Source organism: Fibrobacter sp. (assembly GCA_017503015.1).
Taxonomy (GTDB): Bacteria; Fibrobacterota; Fibrobacteria; order Fibrobacterales; family Fibrobacteraceae; genus Fibrobacter.
In genome coordinates, this window is record JAFVTX010000023.1 from 39140 (window position 1) to 59108 (window position 19969).

The following is a 19969-nucleotide window of genomic DNA, read 5'->3' on the forward strand; positions in this document are numbered from 1 at the left end:
TGACCCCAATTGAACATTTAAAAAGCCTTTCCCTTGAAATATCCAACCCGTGCAATGAACGTTGTGTTCATTGTTATCGAGTTTGTGATTCTACAAGGTAAGGGTTTTTAACCATTGAAGATGTCCGACTGGTATTTAAGCAAATTGAGAACATCCGTTCCGACAAATTACAAGTGACTATCACTGGCGGCGAAGCCCTGCTGAATAGAAATTGGAAAGAAATTCTAGCCTTTATTCAAAATGAAGGATGTTCGTTCAGTCTATTTTCTAACGGAACGCTTTTATCGGATGCTGATGCGGATTTTCTTGCATCTCTTGTCAGCAAAGGCCTTAAAGAAGTTCAATTGTCTATATATGCCTTGGATCCCGTTATTCATGATAACGTGACAAACTTGAAAGGGTCTTCAAAAAAAACTTTACAAGCTCTACAAAAGCTGCGTATGCGCAATGTTCCTGTTTTCGTTTCGTGCCCGGCGATGCAAGTTAATAAGAATAATTTGGCGGATTTGATGCGGTGGGCAGACAAGGAAAAAATCCCATCGTGTGTGGATTTGTTTATTTTCGGAGCTTCGGATTATTCGGAAAAAAATTTGAGTCAAAGGTTGAATTTTGATGACTTGGAACGTTTCTATGAAGAAACGATGCAAAACAACGGGGAGTTGGCATATGTATGGGGGAATAATCGCCAAAAAACGAAGCCATCGGAATGCCTTTTTTATGGGGAGGCGGCGAATGGACTTTGTATTTCTGGAGATGGTTCCATCTATCCCATGATAGGGTGGTATGAAAAATTGGGGAACATCCATCAAGATTCGATAGAGAATATTTACGCCAATCATCCGGTATTGCAACAGTGCCGGAAAATCAATGTCTCAGATTTTTGCGAGTGCATTAAATGTGATGCTTATGGTTACTGCTCTTTATGTCCGCTGCCGCATCTTTCTGCTAACCATGGCAATCTTTTGAATTTAGACAAATCGTATTGTGATTATGTACACAAGGTGAAAGAACTTGCACAACGAAGGGATAAAGTTATGGAAGAACTTGCAAAAAATAAAAAGGATGTCATAAAGTCATTGTCAGATAATAAACGATTGAAAGCTCACCATGATATGTTAGTAAAGCTGTTTTTGAGGACAAATGATGAAAAATTAAAAAAAACTATTAAATGATGCAATTGTTTTCATAGCAGATTCAGGGATGATTAATAATCCCGAAAAGATAACTCTTGCTCTTTCAACAGTTCCTCCATATACTGACCTGATAAATTATTGCAAGGAATGATTTTATGTTCTACCGTCAATCTCGTGACACATTTATCCGTTCCATTGGTGAATACAGCTATATCTATAGTCAGCTTACCAAACACGACCGCACATACACTCAAGAAGGCAGGGCCTTCCTTGAAGTTCTTTCCCGCGATCCACAAAGTCTTGATGCCTTGGCTGCCAAAGCAAGTGAATACTTCGAGGGCGTTGCCCCAGCAAACATCAAAGAAGACTTGAGGGAAGTTCTAGATTCCCTAGTTGCCGATCGTTATCTGGTTTCCGGCAATACTGCCGAAGAATGTGCCGCCAAGGATACATATTTTAGTTATGCGGAAAATCCGAAAACTTTGTTCACCTACAACGCCCAGCAAAATCCTGACGACGACAAACTCTATTCTGACACCCAGGAGGTGCTGGGCGTACATTATCGGGAACATCCACAAATACATAGTTGCCAAATTGAAACGACTAATCGTTGCAATGAACGATGTATCCATTGCTACATTCCCCATGAATTGAAGAATGTAGTGTTACCCTACGAAGTGATTGAAAGCGTCTTGCAACAATTACACGATTTAGGCGTGCTAGGATTGACTCTCTCTGGTGGAGAATTTTTCACGCACCCCGATGCCGAAAAAATATTGCGCAAGGCTCGTGAACTCGACTTCAGTTTCTATGTGCTGTCAAATATCGCATTACTCACATCGCGCATGATAGATGTACTTAAAGAAGTCAATCCGAGTTACGTGCAGACTTCGCTTTATAGCGTTAATCCCGAAGAGCATGACCACATCACCCAATTGAAGGGTTCTTGCGAAAAGACTAAGGCTGCGATAGAAGCTTTGATTGCAGCGAATATCCCCGTACAAATCAGTTGCCCTGTAATGAAGACTAATTATCACACTTATAAGGATGTCTTGAAATACGCTTACGAGCGTAATTGTAAAGCTCAGACCGACTATGTGATGATGGCCCGATACGATTTTACTACAGATAATCTTGCCGAACGATTGACAATGGAGCAGACGGAAGAACTTCTCAAAGACATTATCCAGTTCGACAAGGATTATCTTGACTTTACCGATACCCCTGTGCCGGAGGCTTTCCGCGAGGAATGGGGCAAGCGCCCTTTTTGTGGCGTAGGCATGGACAACCTATGCATCGCAAGCGACGGAATTGTTTACCCGTGCAGCGGTTGGCAAGGTATGGCTTGTGGCAATGTTCGCGAGCAACCCATCAAGGACATTTGGGAAAAATCCCCACAACTCAATAAGTTGCGTAAACTTACCAAGTCGGCTATTCCGCAGTGCTATGACTGCGAAGACCGTCAATTCTGTGCACCTTGCCTTGTTCGCAACTTCAACGAAAGTGGCGGCGACTATTTGAAGGTGGCTCCGCATTTTTGCAAGGCTGCTCACTTAAACCGCAAACTTGTAGAGGAAGCCAAGGCGAAACGGACGATTTTAAAATGATGACGGACTATCATGTTCATATTGGTCAATGGAACGATGTCTATTTTAAGGCAGAAGATATTTTCTATGCCTTGAAAAAAAATGGCATTGGCGAATGCTGGTTTTCTTCTACAACCAGTTGCTTGTATTCAAAAACAATTGTCGCAGGGAAAAGCGATGCCGAGGTCTTAAATCATGAGGAACTTTATCTAAAAATCCGCGAAGAAGTCGTGTCCGCCTTGGAATATGCGCAAACAATAGATTTCAAGGCTCATGCCCTTTATTGGGTTGTTCCCGATATTGTCAAAAGCGGCATTGGCATTGAGCGGGCAATGACAGAATGCCCTTACGATGGTTTCAAGTTACACCCTCGCGCTCAAGAGTGGAAACTTGACGATCCCGTAACTGTAAATTTTACGGAAGAGTTCTTTTCGTATGCGGAAAAACAAAATTTGCGTATTTTGATTCATACAGGGGCCAGTGGCGATGATTCGCCGAAACGATTCGAGCATTTTATCAAAACGCATCCAAAATGCCTTGTTCAGCTTGCACATTTGAAAGACCTAGATGCTCAGGAATATATGCTAAAAAATTACCCTAATGTAGTGGTCGATTCCTCTTTTGCCGGCGAGAACGAAATTGGAGCACTTGTAGGTGACGGCATCGAACGCAAGCGAATCCTTTGGGGGACCGATATGCCAGTTACCTATTGGTGGTATAATGTCCTCGGAAAAGAAAAAATTCCGAGTATAGGAAAAGAAGTGTTGACCGAGTTTTATAAGAGAAATCATTATCCGACCGCATCACAATCACTTTAATTTTACAGGGAAGATGCCATGAGCACTGTATTTATCATCCTTCTCGTAATCTTGCTGATTATCGTTGGCATAATATTGCTCGTCAATATTGGCATCCGATTCGCTATATTCACCGCCAGCGCCGTCATCGACATTGTCAAGAGCCCCGCATCGCTGTTTTTTATCATGTGCTTCATAGGGTTCGCCATTTTCGTACTTGTCGATATGAAAAAATCTCCGAGTGGTTCGTCCTACGATCACGGCAACGATATTCCTGTAGCTACAGAATACAAGCAGTCCCACCCCGAAGAAACCTATCAGAAACCCGACGAGAGAACATATAAGCAAACTGACGATACTGAGCCTTCCATAGACAACGTCAACTACGATGTCCCTCTCCAAACAGGGTCAAACCATGACTACATCATGGAGAACACTTTCCAAAAACCAGGTGTCGTCATGGAACTTACCCCTCAACTCGAAAGCGGCCTCGTCTATGCCATAAAGGTGTTCAAGAGCCAGTTCGGACCAGACTTCTCACCTACCATCATCTCCGCCCGTGACTCCTACCATATACACGACCGGTGGTCACCCCATAGGTATGGACAAGCTGTCGATATCAGTCTCGCTGACCTCCCCCTGAACCAGAGAAGACGTGTAGTCAGAATCCTCGAAGGCACCCTACCCAAAGACTACAAGGTAAGATGGGAAGACAAGTACCTCTCAAATGAACATATCCACCTCCAATTCAGACTCTAACATCATGAAACACGCAATCATTCTCATAATCGGCATCCTGGCAACCTCCGCGTTCGCCGAGTTTGTGCCTACATACATGACAGAAGCCGACTCTGGAAAGGCCGACACAGTAAACATGAATGTGACCAAAGTGTACGGCTCAGGTATCGCATTCCACGAGCACTACATCGTTACCACTGGTGACGTCGCTCGTCACGCTAAGAAACTGGCTGCCATAGTTGTTATGGTCAACAACACCCCTGTTGTAGCCAGGGTGGAACGCTCCGCAGACACTCTTTTCAACAAAGATAAGAACGAGTACCTCAACATGGCTATTCTCCAAGTTGACAACGATGTTCCACTAAACGCATGTAAAATCGAAGAGAGACTAATCAAGGTCGGTGAACTCGTAACCGTCACTGGCTTCCCTGAGGACAGTAAAAAGGTACAGGTGAAGTCCTTGCCAGCAAAAGTCGTTGCGGACTCGACATTCCCCGAACATGTAGCAAGCGCAATCAACGTGAAGTTGCCTAGCGGATTCGGCGGAGCAGCCCTGTCTAGTCACGGAAAGGTAATCGGAATGGTATTCGGGTACAGTACACGCAAGCCAAACACATCGTTCTTCTACGATGGAATTCTAATGTCGGAGTACATCTTACACAGAAACAAGCCCACGACGACAGACATATCAAAATGCGTGTATCAAGTCCGAAGCTATGTCCCGGTAGAATAATGATGATACGGCTAATCGGTATCATCCTTGCGTTTGCGGTCATGGCTTCTGCGGAAGGGTTTCACAACGGCACGGGGTTCTTTGTCAACTCAGAGTACATCGTGACTGCGTATCATGTCGTAGAGGATTACGACTACAATTGTTATTACGATATCCAGAACGATTCGTGCTATAAGGTACATATCGTTGATTACGATAAGGAAAGAGACATTGTTCTGTTGAAGCTGGACGAGGAACCTGTTGAAATGCCTAGGGTATGTCGTATCGCACACTCGGAATTGCCTGTCGGGGAAAAACTCACCTCGTATGGCTACGTTGAACCGTTTCTTGACCATGATTTGACCGTTATCCCTATGAACATCCGTGTTCAATATCGTTACGACGGTGATTATAGTTATTATCGCATGACTGGAACTCTGCAGCTTGGCATGTCTGGCGGGCCAAATTTTACAACGGATGGTCGAATTGGTGGAGTGAGCAAGTCGATATCGACAATGGAGAGGAATACCAGCAACCTGGTTAAGTCTACTGAAGTAATTCGTTTCCTTCGTAAGAATGGTGTACAGGAATATCCGAACACCAAGAATGTCAAAAAATGTGTTATCAGCATCGTGAACAGTAAGAAAGTATTCAGGTCTGCTCATGATGAATGGGGGGTGTAAAAGCCTTCTTCTGTGTTTGCGAAATTTTACAACGATCTAACTTTACATTGGCGGGACTGCCATCGATAATTATATAGAGAATACAATCAACGGAGGTAATTATGACGACTCTGAAACACGCACTCATCCTCATTATCGGCATCTTGGCAACTTCCGTGTTCGCCGAGATTGTACCCACCTACATGACAGAAGCCGACTCGGGAAAGGCTGATACTGTACATATGAAGACCACCCAGATATCTGGGACAGGCATCGCATTCAACGAGCACTACATCGTCACTACAGGAGACGTTGCACGCAATGCTGAGAAGCTTGCCGCAATTGTCGTGATGATAAATAACACACCCGTTGTAGCAAGGGTGGAACACTCTGTTGATACTGTTTTTGATAAGAGCGTAAACGAGTACCTAAACGCTGCAATCATTCAGGTTGACAATAGTGTATCACTAACCGCATGCAAAATCGAAGATAGGGCTGTCAAAGTGGGTGAACCAGTCACGGTTACAGGATTCCTTGAAACCAACCCCAAAGTTCAAGTAAAGGCTTTTCCTGCAAAAGTCGTTGCCGACTCGACATTCCCTCATTACTTCGCACATGCACTGAATGTACGGTTGCCAGGTGGGTTCAGTGGTGCCGCAATTTCCCGTCATGGAAAAGTAATTGGAATGACATTCGGAAACAGCACACGCAAAGAAAATACATCATTCTTCTACGATGGCATGTTAATATCGCAGTATATCATGCACAAGAACAAGCCAACCACGACAGACGTATCAAAATGTACGTATCAAGTACGAAGCTATGTCCCCGTAGAATAATCATGATACGGCTAATCGTCATCATCCTTGCTTTCGTCGCCATGACTTTCGCCGACGGCATGCGTAACGGAACTGGGTTCTTCGTTAACAGCGAGTACATCGTGACCGCATATCATGTGGTGGACACGTATGAACATGTCTGTTATTACGATATTCAGAACGATTCGTGCTACCAGGTTCATCTCGTGGATTACGACTTGGAGTCAGACCTCGCTCTGTAGAAACTTGATGAAGTGCCTGTTGCAATGCCTATGGTATGCCGTCTTGCCCGCTCTGAGTTACCTATTGGGGAGAGGCTTACCTCTTATGGTTACCCTGACCCGTTTATTGACCATGATTTGACAATCATCCCATTGAGTATTCGTATGCAGTATCGTTACGATGGTAATTACAACTATTATCGCATGACAGGAACATTGGTGATTGGAATGTCTGGTGGCCCCAACTTTACCAAGGATGGTCGAATTGGTGGAATGAGTAAGTCTATATCGAATATGGAAAGGAATACTAGCAACCTTGTGAAGTCTACTGAAGTGCTTCGTCTGCTTCGTCAAAACGGTGTAAGGGAATATCCGAACACCCAAAATGTCAAAAAATGTGTTATCAGTATCGTGAACAGCATTGAAGTGTTCAGGTCTGCTCACCTCAGATGGGGGGTATAGAATATGGCAGTTTTTGAAACGCTTTTTATCTTGGCCGGTTTTTTCGTTGGCCTTGTGTCGCGGGGAGGAATGTCCCTGTTCTTGCTTCCGCTTGCCGTGGTGGCGTTCGTGCTCGCCATTATGAACAGGCCGAGCCAAACGGGTTCCAGGGCAAAGAAAATCGTGAGTTCGATTTTGTCGGCGGCATACCTTGCCGCGGTAGTTGCCGCGGTAGTTGTCTGCTCACTTGCTGCCACAGTCCCCAAAAAGGAGTCGGCAGTTGCATTGCCGGCTCGGGATGACAAGGACTTGTCCGTTCTGGAAGAGAAGGTGGATAAAGTCTATTCCATGCTTGACGACATGAAATTTGAATACAGCCTGATTGGAAAAAGCGATCTGGAGCGGGTCAAGGCGGAAATCGCCATGCATGACGACGAATTGATTGAATGCGACCCCACAAAAGAGAAGGGTTGTATGGAATTCTCCAATTACGGGACGGAACGCGACAGCAACAGGTTTTACACGGTATCTTTGCACTGGAAGTTGCCGAGATTCCAAGTTTATCCTAAACGGGTCTACTGGAAAATCATCAAGGGATTGTTGGGCGAGGACTTGACCGATGCCGACACAGTCCTTGATGCTAGACATTTACAAAAAATTCATAAAAGAGCCCTTTACCGTCAGGTGGAGGCATACAAGCGGTCCATTGAATCCGAACTCAGGAATTATCCCAATGACTGGTACTATGACAGCGCCCAGACGGAAGTCGCCGCCACCCTCAAATACGAGCGTATGGACAGTATAGATGTTGCGTTCGATTCACAGCTGTGGACGACCTATTATATTTCGAATGCCGGGTACGATGCCGGTGCCGCCGGAGGATACAATTACGAGTATCATCGGACCTTCTCGAAGAAAGACGGGTCGCTGGTTGATTCCACTATTTTCAATCCAGAAGAAAAGGAAAAGATTGTATCGCTTCTTCGCAAGTATGCAGAAAAATACGATGCCCGTCCCAATGCCATCGGCATGAATTTCATATTGAAGCCTTCTTTCTTGAAGGACGGTATCGGTTTTGATGGTTCCTCTTTCGAAATCGGCGAGCACACCCACGGCAGCGTGATGATCGTGGTGCCTTACAAGGAAATTCTGCCCTATATGGAACCTTGGGCCCGCCGAGAATTCGGTCTTACTGAAGGCGGAGGTTCGTAAAAATCTTTGACTTAGGATGGCGTCTTTTTTATATAAATTTACGCCATGAACATCCTAGTCTATTTTCTCTTTGCGCTTTCGGGTTTTGCAGGCCTCATTTACGAAGGTTCCTGGGCCCGCTACCTCAAGCTTTTCTTGGGCCACGCCAGCTACGGCCAGGTGCTCACGCTGTGCATTTACATGGGCGGTCTTGCCATCGGTAGTTTTATTGCGGGCAAGATGGTGGAATGGGTAAAGCGGCCCCTGCTTGGCTATGCGGCGGTGGAACTGGCCATCGGTATTGGCGGCCTGGTTTACCACCCGCTCTACAACCTGCTTACGGGCTTCTTCTTCGACAGCGAATGGATTGCGGGCCTGGGCTTTACCGGCGCCGAGATTACCAAGGTGGTGCTGGCTACGGGTTCTACGCTCCCCATCGCCATTGCGGTGGGCATGACTTTCCCCTTTATTGCGGCGGGGCTCCTGCGCAAGAGCGGTCAGGAACTTTCGCTTCCCATGCTCTACTTTACCAACAGCCTGGGTTCTGCCATTGGCATTCTGGTGACCAGTTACTTGCTGATCCCTGAACTGGGTAACCACGCCACCCTCTGCGTGGCGGCTTCTATCAACTTCTTGCTGGCGGCGGTTTTCGGCTACATCGGGTTTGCCACGTCTCCCAACAAGGAAGACGACGAGGACGATGTTGCGGATGTTGGTGCGGACCGTGCCACGGCTGGTTCGGAAAGTTCCACGGCAGGTTCAAACCGTGCCGCCGAGCCCCTGAACGTCGATTACGTTGCCGAGCACAAGCTGCCCATGCCGCCCAAGAACACCTGGCTCTGGATTGCGGCCATTACGGGGCTTACCTCCTTCGTTTACGAGATTGTCTGGATACGCCTGCTGAGCCTCTTGATGGGCAGTTCCAGCCACAGCTTCGACCAGATGCTTTCGGCTTTCATTCTGGGGCTTGCCATCGGAAGCGCCGTCAGCGGAAAACTTTTGAAAAAAGATTCCTTGGTCATCCTTTCCCTGGCCCAGATTTTCATGGCGTTTTTCGCCCTGTGCACGCTCTACTTCCACAAGCCCTTCTGGGGCATGATGAACGAGGCGAACCAGATTTTCAATACCACCGCCGACGGCTATATCTGCTGGAGCCTTTTCAAGTATGCCCTTTCCGTTTTGTGGATGGTGCCTACCAGTTTCTTTGCGGGCATGACGCTCCCGCTCATCACGGTGATTCTCACCCGGGCCTTCAAGAGCGAAGCCCCCATCGGCAAGGTTTACGGCTGGAATACGGTGGGCTCTATCATCGGTTCGGCAGGTGGCGGCCTGATTCTCTTGCCGTTCTTGCAGTTGAAGGGCGCCCTGGTGCTTGCCGCCGTGCTGGACTTTGCCATCGGCTTTGTGCTGCTGGTGGTCTATCGTAAAAAGTTCCGCTACAGCGTGCCTTTCTACCTGGTGGCGGCCCTGATGGTTCTGCCTTCCATCTTTGTGAATTTTGACCCGCACCTCATTACCTCCGGGGCGTTCCGTGCCTACAAGAACCTGCACCCCGACGAAAAGATTGTGGTGAAGGACGGAAAGACGGCCACCATCAGTTTCCACGAGTCCGATGTGCATTGGTACATCAAGACCAACGGCAAGGCCGACGCCAGCATGAGCAAGGACCGCAAGCACCCCATCGAAGGGGATGAACTGACCCAGGCGGCTACGGCGTTCATGCCCATGGCGGTGCGCTCCGAGCCCTACGACGCGGGCATGGTGGGATTTGGCTCCGGCATGGGCGCTCATTACCTGCTGGCCGACCCGCTGCTAAAGGACTTTGACTGCGTGGAAATCGAGGACGAAATGATGAATCTTGCCCGCGGGTTCTACCCCTGGAACGCCCGCGGCTACGACGACCCCCGCATCCACATTTACATCGACGACGCCCAGACGTTTTTCCTGACCAACCGCCGCAAGTACGACCTGCTGATCAGCGTGCCCAGCAACCCCTGGGTCAGCGGCGTGGCGAGCCTTTTCAGTCACGAGTTCTACGCCAAGATGCGCCGCTACATGAAACCCGGCGGACTTTGGGTCCAGTGGATCCAGACCTACGAATTCAACGACCAGCTGTTCCTGAACATCTTGAAGGCACTGGACGTGGTGTTCCCCTATGTGAGCCTGTACCGCGCTCCCGAAGAACCCGACATCATCATTATCGCAAGCGACCAGCCGGTAATCCAGAAGAACATTGGGCGGTTCAGCACCGACCCCGTGCTGGTGGCGGAATTCGAGCGCATCCACCGGGAACCTGACTTCTTTGGTGAACAGAACTTCCTGTTCACCTCCAAGATGGTCCGGCCCATGATGGAAAACATCCAGCCCAACAGCATCTTCACGCCCATCGTGGATAACAAGGCCGAAGAGGCCCGCTTCGTGCATTCCAACGCCCATATTGTGCAGGTGTTCGACAGCTGCGAAGTCTGCTGGCCCGAATACCTGGACAGCGCCGACTATGCGCTTCGCAGGCCCGCCAAGGTCAAGGCCATGATGCAGAACAAGGATACCTACCGCGAAAACGCACTGCTCGCCTACCTAGTCCGTACGGATTCCCTGATGCGCGCAGGTGCCCAGCCACAAGCTGCGCAGGATACTAGTGGTGTCGCATCCTCCGGCAACAACGTCGTTCCGGCCTCCAACAACAACGTCATTCCGGCCCCCGAGCCGGAATCTGGCGCCCTGGCGCAAAAGCCCCGCTTTATGGTGGCCGAGGCCACGCCCGAATGGAAAAAGTTCCGCGAAGAATACATCGAGTGGGTGAGGGGCATTCCTATGGAAGCCCGCGACACCAACGCCGTCTATGTGAAGGTCCGCGACCTGGTGAACGCAGGGGTGTTTCCCGCCTCCTTTGTAGATGAATTCAACATCCTGGAAACGGCTCGTGCCAAGGACTATGCGACGGCTGCCAAACTGGTGGCGGATTTCTACGAAAAGTACGAAATCAAGAACATGGACGAATTCTTCCTCCGGAACGTCGCCGTCATATCGTTCCTTGCCCGTGAACCCGAACTGGCCAACGCCCTGTACAAGGATGCCATCCGGCGTCACGAAGATATCCCGGCCGTGGAAAAACTCCTCATCGAAAAGGAAATCGTCCGCCTCCGCCGGGAACAGACCCGCAAGAACATGGGGATGTAGGCCTAGGGACTAAGGCTTAGATTCTCAGTGCAATGCCGCCGCTCATGAAGCCGCGGTAGCCTGCACCCAGTTCGGCGTACACGCTTACGTACGGGAACAGGAATTCCAGGCCCACAGGCGTCAGTTGGACGGAAGGCAACCCGACTCGTTCCAGCCCGCTGTCAAATTCGAGCAATGCTCCGACGCCTACGCGACTGTAAGGCCTGAAATGGTCAAAAAGCGTGAACCAGTTGAACTTTCCTTCGACAGCGACATGGACCAGGTGGTGGTCAAGAAAATCCCCTGCCTTACAGTACATTTCACGGTCTGTGCCTTCGCAAACGTTATCGTAGGAACCGTAGTATTCGTAAGAGGCCGCCAGGCCCGCCTCAATGTGGGGTGTGAAAATGTAACGGGCGCCAAGGCTTGCTACCGCATAGTTTGTTTCGTGATCAACTTCATCGGGCGGGTCGCATTTCCCGTTATTGCAATAATCGAAATCGTCCATAGCTCCGTCAAGAACGATAAGGCTGGAGTAAGTCGCAAAACCGCCGCCCACGTCGATGACAAAATGTTCCTGGGGCTTCGCCTCTTCGGCAAACGCTGTAAGGGACAGTCCTAGAAGGACTGTTAGGGCAAACCTAATCTTCTTCATAATCCGTGAAAATACAAAAAGCACCTGCGCGAAAGGTCAAGTGCTCGTAGAAAGTTGGTCAGGCTTTTGTCACGCCTAGAACACGAAGGTCAGGCCGAGGCTGGTGTAGAACGTGTAGAGGTGAGCCTTAGAGAGGCTGGATTCGGCGATGGCGTCTTCGTTCAGCAGGTTGGTAAAGCACTGCACCACGCGGATGTCGGCAATGAGCCAGCGGTTGATGGCGTAGCCCACGTTGAATACGCCTCCCAGTTCCACGCCCGAAGAGGGCAGGGTGTTCTTGCGTTTGTCCTTTTCGCCGGTTTCCTTGGTCTTCTGGGTAATTTCCGAGGAGCCGGTAAGTTTCAAATCCAGGTTCATGCCCAGCCCCACGAAGAAGTTGTCTTCGTCGAAGGTGTAGCGGACAATGATGGGAATCTCGAAGAGCATGTAGTCCAGGCTGCCTTCGGTCTTGCTGTATTCGTTCTTGCTTTCGTAGTTGTAGTTGCGGTAGACGAAGTCCAGTTCGGGAACGAGGCTCACGTGGCGGATACCTACGGGGAGCCTTACCAAAATGCCGCCTCCGGCCTGGTAGCCAAAGCCCCAGTCGTCGCTCTTTTTACCGAAGAAGGTGTTCATGCCGCCGGCGGCGCGAATGCCAATCTGGATGGACCTGGAGAATCCTTCCTTGCGGGAGCGGTACATTTCGGCGTTTTCCTGCAGGTAGCGGTCGTAGGTGTCGGTCTCGTCAATTTCCACGCATTCGGTGTTGGTGGAATCCGCCTCGGTGCAGTCTTCGTATTCGTCGGGGTCGATAGGCTTGTTCGCGGCGGTTTTCACCTGTGCGGAATCTTTTTTGGTGGAGTCTGCGGTTGCCTGGGCTGTGTTGTCCGTTGTGGAACTGTCGGCGGTAGACTCTGCGGACTGTTCGCCTGCGTTCTCGCCTTGGTTTGCGGTTTCGCTGGTGGCAGGTTCAGATGTTGCTTCCGCTGACTCTGTGGCCGCTGTTTCCGTGCCGTCGCAGCCATCGCCTATGCAGGCGGGGGCAGCCTCGGCGGGCTGTTCTTCGCTTTCGAGGGGCTGTCCGCCATTCTGGGACGCCACCCATGCGGAATCTACGTCGGGCTGGTAGTATTCCTCTTGGGCAAGGACGCTCGTTCCAAATAGGGCGACAAAAGACAAGGACAGTACAAAACCGGAAAGCTTCATGTGAACAATTATAACAAAAAAGGGACCTTCCGCCCTGTTTTTGCTAAATTTACACCCGAAAAAATATAGAGCTATGAGGTATGGGCTCGGCGACCTCAAACCTCATACCTTGCAGCTCCTACTAGAGGTATAAAATAATGGCTAAGTACAATCCGCAAGAGATCGAAACCAAGTGGCAAGCCTACTGGGAAGAACATCAGACTTTCAAGACGGGCACCGATAAGTCCAAGCCCAAGTATTACTGCCTGGACATGTTCCCGTACCCGAGCGGCGCAGGCCTCCATGTGGGCCACCCCGAAGGTTACACCGCTACCGATATCATCTGCCGCTACAAGCGCAGCCGCGGTTTCAATGTGTTGCACCCGATGGGTTGGGACGCTTTCGGCCTCCCCGCCGAACAGTACGCTATTCAGACCGGTACGCATCCGGCCATTACCACCAAGAAGAACTGCGGCAATTTCCGCCGCCAGATCAAGCGCCTTGGCCTCAGCTACGATTGGAACAAGGAAGTCAACACCACCGACCCGAAGTATTACAAGTGGACGCAGTGGATTTTCAAGCGCCTTTACGGCACCTGGTTCGATGAAGCCCAGCAGAAGGGCCGCCCCATCGAAGAACTCCCGATTCCTGCCGATGTCGAAGCCAAGGGTGCTGCCGAAGTCCGCAAGTACAAGGATTCTAAGCGCCTCGCTTACTACGCCGACGCACAGGTGTGGTGGTGCAAGCACTGCAAGATTGTTTGCGCAAACGAAGAAGTCTTGAACGACGGCAGCCACGAAAAGTGCGGCACCAAGGAAGTGGAACGCCGTAACCTCAAGCAGTGGCTCATGCGCATTCCGCTGTATGGCGACCGCCTGCTGAAGGGCCTCGACAAGCTCGACTGGCCGCAGGGCGTCAAAGACATGCAGAAGAACTGGATTGGCAAGAGCTACGGTGCCGAAGTGGATTTTGCCATTGCCGACGCTAACGGCAAGCCGACTGAAAAGAAGCTCCGCGTCTATACCACCCGTTGCGATACGCTGTTTGGCGCTACCTACATGGTCGTCGCTCCGGAACATGCGATGGTGCCGGAACTCACGACCGCCGAACAGAAGGCCGCCGTGGAAGAATACGTGCACGCCGCCGCCTTGAAGAGCGACCTCGACCGTACCGAACTTGCGAAGGAAAAGACCGGCGTGTTCACCGGTAGCTACGCCGTGAACCCGCTCACCGGCACCAAGATTCCGGTGTGGGTTGCCGACTACGTTCTGACCGGCTATGGCACGGGCGCCATCATGGCCGTGCCCGCTCACGATACCCGTGACTTCGATTTCGCGAAGAAGTTTAACCTGCCCGTCATCTGCATCATGGAACCGGATGCAAGCTGCCCCGAGGACGTTCGCCCGAAGGTTCTCGCAGGGGACGCCTGCTGGGCTGCCGACGGCACCTACATCAACAGCCAGAACGACACGCTTTGCCTGAACGGCCTCAACAAGAAGCAGGGCATTGCGAAGGTCATCGAATGGCTCGAAGCGAACAAGATCGGCAAGGCCACCGTGAACTACAAGCTCCGCGACTGGCTCTTCAGCCGCCAGCGCTACTGGGGCGAACCGTTCCCGATTATCCACTGGGAAGACGGCGAAATCTCTACCGTCGACGATTCCGAACTCCCGGTTCTGTTGCCGGAACTCAAGGACTACAAGCCGGGTGACGGCGGACAGTCCCCGCTCGCAAACGCCACCGAATGGCTCCAGGTCACGGACAAGAACGGCCGCAAGGGTATCCGCGAGACGAACACCATGCCGCAGTGGGCTGGCTCATGCTGGTATTACCTGCGCTACATCGATGCCTGCAACGGCGACGCCTTCGTCGCTAAGGAACTCGAAAAGTACTGGATGCCCGTTGACCTCTACGTGGGCGGCGCCGAACACGCCGTGCTCCACCTGCTCTACAGCCGCTTCTGGCACAAGGTGCTCTTCGACCTCGGCCTCGTCTCTACCGACGAACCGTTCCAGAAACTCTTCAACCAGGGCATGATTCTCGCCTTCGCTTACGAAGATGCCGCTGGCTCCAAGGTCCCCACCGACGAAGTCGAAGAGAAGAACGGAAAGTTCTTCAAGAAGGGAACCGACATCGAACTCAAGCAGATTGTGGCTAAGATGAGTAAGTCCCTCAAGAACGTCGTGAACCCCGATGACGTTGTTCGCGACTACGGTGCCGACAGCCTTCGTTTGTACGAAATGTTCATGGGCCCGCTGGACGCCGTGAAGCCGTGGCAGACCAAGGGTATCGAAGGCATGAACCGCTTCCTCGGCCGCGCCTGGCGCTCTGTCGTGGGCGACAGCGATGAAGCCCCGGTGTTCGTTGACGAAACCGCTCCGGAAGCGATCGAGAAGGTGATGCACCAGACCGTCATCAAGGTCACGAGCGACATCGAGAACATGAGCTTCAACACCGCGATTAGCCAGCTGATGATCTTCAACAACGAAATGATGAAGATGGACAAGCGCTACCGCGAACCGTGCGAAACCTTCGTGAAGTTGCTGCACCCGTTTGCCCCGCATATCGCCGAAGAAATGTGGAGTATCCTCGGTCACGAAGGCTCGCTCACGAACGTCGCCTGGCCCGAAGCCGACCACTCCAAGGCTGTGGAAAACACCGTGGAAGTCGTGTTCCAGGTGAACGGCAAGGTCCGCGCCAAGGCCTCCGTCGCGAAGGACATGGACAAGACCGCCCTCGAAAAGCTCGCCATGGACAACGACCGCGTGAAGGAGTTCATGGCTGGCAAGACCGTCGTGAAGTCCATCGTGGTTCCCGGCAAGCTCGTGAACATCGTGGTAAAATAGCCGCAAGCCGGCGTAATTCCGCGACTGTCATCCTGGAGCGTCCGTGAGGACGCGATAGGATCCATAGAAATTCAGACCGTAGCACCTAACCGCTGCGGTCTTTTTATATTTTCATCAAATGAAGTTCCCTAGGTCCAAATTTGCGGTGTACTGCGTGCTGGTGTCTTCGTGGCTGGCGTTTTGTGCTACATCGTGCGACGAAGGAGGATTTGAAAGCAAATATACCGCCAGTATTTGCGCCCAGAAACCAGCAGGCGTAGATTCCTTGAATTTACAGGTTACCTACCAGGCAGGGGATTCCGTTTGGGCTGACTCCAACTCTACGGTATCAGAATATGACTTCTTTGACCGTCGCAATATGGCTTGCGTAAGTTGTATATGGAAATGTGACAGTTTGTTTTCGCTCAGTAGCAAAAACAAGATATCGGTTGATCTTTCTTTTTATTGTGCGGGTAAGGTAATAACATTGCCCACTTATGCTATTGACGGACAATCCCATCGTTGGGGCGAAGACGATATCGATTACCGTTTTGTGGAATTTGACGAACGGAAAATTAATGGGGATTTTGTGGTGGAATCGTTTCTGCCACCGGATGACACCTCATGTGGAAAGTTCGTGAATTACGCCGTGTTGAGGTTGCCGTGATTCGCGTTCTCTTTTTGATAGCCTGCTTGGTGTGCGTGACCCTGGCCGACACGGACGAGCCGGCACAGCCTCGCAAGAGGCGGCGTCATCGTGCATCAGAATTTGTCTACCCCTATTTTGAAATCTCTGCAGGGGGGCAGTATTCAAAGTCTGATTACAAGACGGAATCTATCGCCCATTGGTACCACGATACCGACCGGGATGAAATGGTTTACGACAAGGACCTTTATTACAACATCTACTCCTTTGAAGGTTATGGTCCGCAGTTTGAAACGAAGGTGGGTATACTTTTGTTGCAAAGGGGCATTTTTTTTGTTGATTTTGGCCTGGCCTGGTCCTTTGGGGATGCCTATTACAAGTACTATTCCCGGGACAAGGAGGAATTCAAGGAAAGCGGCGGTCAACTCTGCCCCTTTTATGGTTTTGGAACCAAGGTGTACCCTTTCGTGAAATTGGTGCCGCTTTTGGACGGGTTCTTTGTAGGGGCTTCAGTATCTTTTTTGGTCCCGGATAATTCTTGGGACAAGTATGATATGGATTATGCTAGTGAAGAAGTGGGCTATAAATTCGAGATGGGAAACGTCTGGAGCGTTTCGGAACACTATTTTGTGGGCATAACCTTGAGTACGGCCATTTATTGGAGCGGTGTAGGCTCCAACAAGGAATACGGTGACGATGAGTTCCAGGTGAACAAGAACTCCAAGCGGGACCCCGTTGAAGAAGTGAATACTCTGCAGTTGGGCGCCGCAGTGACCATCGTGCGCAAGTAGGGCTTGCTTGCCGTGCCGCCGAGTTCTATATTTAAAGCATGTTTAAGGTAATCAAGGCTATTAGCCGTCTGCTTTCTAACTACGCTTCACCCTTTGTCATCGCAAGCGCAATAGTCGCATTCTTCGTCCCGGTCGCTTTTGGCTGGGTTCACGGGAATGTATCCTCCATCATTCTCGGCGTCATCATGTTGAGCATGGGACTTACCATCTCTATGGACGACGTGCGGAATCTGCTGAAGCAGCCTTTCCACATTCTGCTGGGCGCTGTGGCGCAGTATACGATCATGCCCTTTGTGGCCTTCGGGCTTACGAAGGTGTTCGGGCTGGATCCGTACCTTGCTGTGGGTATCATTCTGGTGGGGTGCTGCCCGGGCGGTGTTTCCAGCAATGTTATGAGTTTTTTGGCCCATGGCGATGTCACGTATTCCGTGAGCATGACCATGGTGAGCACCCTCCTTGCGCCTATCATGACTCCGCTCTTGGTGCTTTGGCTTGCCGACACCAGTATCGACGTGAATGCGAAGGGTATGTTCCTGAACATTCTATATGTGACAATCGCGCCCATTACTATCGGGTTCCTCTGCAACTACTTCTTGGGCAAGCGCGCCGTGTTCAAGGAAATCCAGTCCAACATGCCTGCGGTAAGCGTCATAGGCCTGATGCTCATCGTGGGCGGTGTGGTGGTGACGGTGCGTCCGCAGTTGTTGACCAACGGCTTTTCGTTGATTTTCCTGGTGCTTGCGGTGGTGTTCTGCCACAATGCGCTAGGCTATGTGCTGGGCTACGGCGTAGGTAGGCTTTTCAAGTTCAATACCGCCAAGAAGCGGACTATCGCTATCGAGGTGGGCGTGCAGAACGCCGGCATGGCCACCGTGCTTGCCATGGCCTTCTTTGCGAACCCCGAAAATGTGGCGGCCAACCCCAAGGCGGTGCTTTGCATGGTGCCTTGTGCCTTGAGCTGTGCCTACCATTCCATTAGCGGGACGGTGCTGGCCAACATTTTCGCCTGGTGGGACGGTCGCTCAAAACGGGCCTAGCCCCAGCTTGACGCCCACCCGGTGGCCGGTCTCGAACCCGAAAAGGGTTCCCTTGTTGATGGTGTAGTTTATTCCCAGTTCCAGCGGTGTGCCGAATAGCCGAAAGCCCCGTGCCAGGGCGAAGGCGATTTTCATGCCCTTGTACTTGTCGTCCATCTTGCGGCAGTTTTTGGCCAGGTTGTGGTTCTCCGACTCCTGGAAACGGGCCTGGTAAAGCAGGACCTCGCTGAGCTTCCAGCCGGTCTGTTCCGAATCGCTCCACCAGAACTTCCAAAGCAGGCTGGCCTTGAACCCGATTTCGTCGCCGGGCTCAAAATTCTTGTCTTCGAGAAACTTGTTGTAACGCAGGGATGTTCCGAGCAGCAGGTGCCGCGTCGCCGGGAACAGCACGAAGGGTTCCGCGTTCAGCCTGTGGAAACGATCCTTTTGGGAGCCTTCGCCGGGCGGAAACCGCCAGCCTGCATCTAGCCCGAAGTTCCGGTAAAACAGGGTCCGGACACCCAGATAGCTCTCGTTGAAACCGTTCACGTGCAGGTTGCAGTAATTATGGATGTAACCTTCGGTGGAATACTCGTAGCTGTAGCTGGCAAAACGGAAAGAGGTGCTTCCGTAAAAGCTGAACCAGTCGGTAAGGGCGTATTCCGCCGACACCGTCAGGTCGTTGCTGTAAACGTCGTCGTCCAGTTCCTCGGCTTCTTCTAGGGAGATTGCCGTTGTCGGGAAATGCAGCGGCACAAGCCCTTCGGTGGCATATACCTTGGATAGGCATAGGCCGGCAAGTGCGAGTAACAGGTAGGCCGCTTTCCTTTGCATAGGCAAAATTTATATTTTGATAGTCCCAATGAAATTCTCGCATCTGAAAGTTTTGCGTTCTACGCTTGTCTTGATGGTTACGGCAAGCCTGTCAGGCTGTTTCTGGGAAAGTCCCGAAAGCAATCCGGAATACTTGCCCCTGGACGATTCCAAGTACCCCTATGCGGGGCTCCCGCGCATTGTCATCGAGACGGAAGACTTTCATGAACTGCGGGACCGGGAAACGGAATTCCCGTCGAAGCTCCAGATTTACGGCAAGGACAATTACGAAAGCGAAGTCTATAGCCTTACGGTCCGGGGCCGCGGAAACTCCAGTTTCAAGATGCCCAAGTACGGCATGAAACTGGAATTCGATGACAAGGTTTCCCTGTTCGGTATGCCCAAGAACAGGGACTTTGCCCTTATCGCAAACTATGGAGACAAGACTCACCTGCGGAACTACATGATGGGGCGGCTTTCGGAATGGCTTGCTCCCAGGTGGACGCCCAAGATGCAGTTCGTGGAGGTTTTTCTGAACCGCAAGTACATGGGGCTCTACCACTTTTCGGAAACGGTGAAGGTGGCCCACGACCGGGTGGAC

General features: G+C 50.9%; 19 protein-coding genes. 16 read left to right on the top strand and 3 right to left on the bottom strand.

From position 1 onward, the window contains the following. Positions 1 to 113: 113 nt before the first annotated feature. The 11 genes from IKB43_04235 (at position 114) to IKB43_04285 (ending at position 11479) form a co-directional block, all read left to right on the top strand. A complete protein-coding gene (locus IKB43_04235; GenBank protein ID MBR2469347.1) occupies positions 114 to 1172 on the top strand; it encodes a radical SAM protein in 1059 nt (352 codons plus the stop codon). Positions 1173 to 1288: 116 nt separating this feature from the next. Further along, a complete protein-coding gene (locus tag IKB43_04240) occupies positions 1289 to 2740 on the top strand; it encodes a radical SAM protein (GenBank protein ID MBR2469348.1) in 1452 nt (483 codons plus the stop codon). After that, a complete protein-coding gene (locus tag IKB43_04245; protein MBR2469349.1) occupies positions 2737 to 3537 on the top strand; it encodes an amidohydrolase family protein in 801 nt (266 codons plus the stop codon). Before IKB43_04240 ends, IKB43_04245 begins: the two co-directional genes overlap by 4 nt. 18 nt (positions 3538 to 3555) lie before the next feature. Further along, on the top strand, positions 3556 to 4275 hold the full coding sequence (locus IKB43_04250; protein MBR2469350.1) for a hypothetical protein: 720 nt from the start codon (positions 3556 to 3558) through the stop codon (positions 4273 to 4275). A 4-nt stretch (positions 4276 to 4279) separates the two neighbouring features. Continuing rightward, positions 4280 to 4987, top strand: a complete 708-nt coding sequence (locus IKB43_04255; protein MBR2469351.1) for a trypsin-like peptidase domain-containing protein — start codon at positions 4280 to 4282, stop codon at positions 4985 to 4987. After that, positions 4987 to 5649: a trypsin-like peptidase domain-containing protein gene (locus IKB43_04260; GenBank protein MBR2469352.1), complete on the top strand. Its 663-nt coding sequence runs from the start codon at positions 4987 to 4989 to the stop codon at positions 5647 to 5649. Before IKB43_04255 ends, IKB43_04260 begins: the two co-directional genes overlap by 1 nt. Positions 5650 to 5750: 101 nt before the next feature. Next, entirely contained in the window at positions 5751 to 6467 is a 717-nt protein-coding gene (locus IKB43_04265) for a trypsin-like peptidase domain-containing protein (GenBank protein MBR2469353.1), read from the top strand. Between the two features lie 2 nt (positions 6468 to 6469). Next, positions 6470 to 6688, top strand: coding sequence for a trypsin-like peptidase domain-containing protein (locus IKB43_04270; GenBank protein MBR2469354.1), 219 nt, complete (start codon positions 6470 to 6472; stop codon positions 6686 to 6688). Between the two features lie 12 nt (positions 6689 to 6700). Next, positions 6701 to 7129, top strand: coding sequence for a hypothetical protein (locus IKB43_04275; GenBank protein ID MBR2469355.1), 429 nt, complete (start codon positions 6701 to 6703; stop codon positions 7127 to 7129). 3 nt (positions 7130 to 7132) lie between these two features. Further along, on the top strand, positions 7133 to 8320 hold the full coding sequence (locus tag IKB43_04280) for a hypothetical protein (protein MBR2469356.1): 1188 nt from the start codon (positions 7133 to 7135) through the stop codon (positions 8318 to 8320). A gap of 45 nt (positions 8321 to 8365) precedes the next feature. Next, a complete protein-coding gene (locus IKB43_04285; GenBank protein MBR2469357.1) occupies positions 8366 to 11479 on the top strand; it encodes a fused MFS/spermidine synthase in 3114 nt (1037 codons plus the stop codon). 16 nt (positions 11480 to 11495) lie between these two features. Here IKB43_04285 and IKB43_04290 read toward each other — a convergent pair whose 3' ends face one another. Beyond that, positions 11496 to 12113 carry a hypothetical protein gene (locus IKB43_04290; GenBank protein ID MBR2469358.1) on the bottom strand — a complete coding sequence of 206 codons (618 nt, stop codon included), beginning with the start codon at positions 12111 to 12113 and terminating at the stop codon, positions 11496 to 11498. A gap of 75 nt (positions 12114 to 12188) precedes the next feature. Beyond that, the gene (locus IKB43_04295) at positions 12189 to 13298 is read right to left on the bottom strand and encodes an outer membrane beta-barrel protein (GenBank protein ID MBR2469359.1); all 1110 of its coding nucleotides are present in this window, start codon (positions 13296 to 13298) and stop codon (positions 12189 to 12191) included. Between the two features lie 137 nt (positions 13299 to 13435). Here IKB43_04295 and IKB43_04300 point away from each other — a divergent pair, with 137 nt between their 5' ends. The 4 genes from IKB43_04300 (at position 13436) to IKB43_04315 (ending at position 18576) form a co-directional block, all read left to right on the top strand. Then, entirely contained in the window at positions 13436 to 16123 is a 2688-nt protein-coding gene (locus tag IKB43_04300; protein ID MBR2469360.1) for a leucine--tRNA ligase, read from the top strand. 118 nt (positions 16124 to 16241) lie between these two features. Further along, positions 16242 to 16769 carry a hypothetical protein gene (locus tag IKB43_04305; protein ID MBR2469361.1) on the top strand — a complete coding sequence of 176 codons (528 nt, stop codon included), beginning with the start codon at positions 16242 to 16244 and terminating at the stop codon, positions 16767 to 16769. Further along, on the top strand, positions 16766 to 17539 hold the full coding sequence (locus IKB43_04310; protein MBR2469362.1) for a hypothetical protein: 774 nt from the start codon (positions 16766 to 16768) through the stop codon (positions 17537 to 17539). The genes IKB43_04305 and IKB43_04310 overlap by 4 nt, the downstream gene beginning before the upstream one ends. Before the next feature lie 38 nt (positions 17540 to 17577). Next, a complete protein-coding gene (locus IKB43_04315; protein MBR2469363.1) occupies positions 17578 to 18576 on the top strand; it encodes a bile acid:sodium symporter family protein in 999 nt (332 codons plus the stop codon). Here IKB43_04315 and IKB43_04320 read toward each other — a convergent pair. Beyond that, positions 18562 to 19389 (bottom strand): hypothetical protein, encoded by an 828-nt coding sequence (locus IKB43_04320; GenBank protein ID MBR2469364.1) that lies wholly within the window; start codon positions 19387 to 19389, stop codon positions 18562 to 18564. The genes IKB43_04315 and IKB43_04320 overlap by 15 nt on opposite strands. 28 nt (positions 19390 to 19417) lie before the next feature. On the opposite strand from IKB43_04320, the gene IKB43_04325 reads away from it, so the two are divergent. Continuing rightward, a partial coding sequence (locus IKB43_04325; protein ID MBR2469365.1) for a CotH kinase family protein occupies positions 19418 to 19969 on the top strand: 552 nt, incomplete at its 3' end.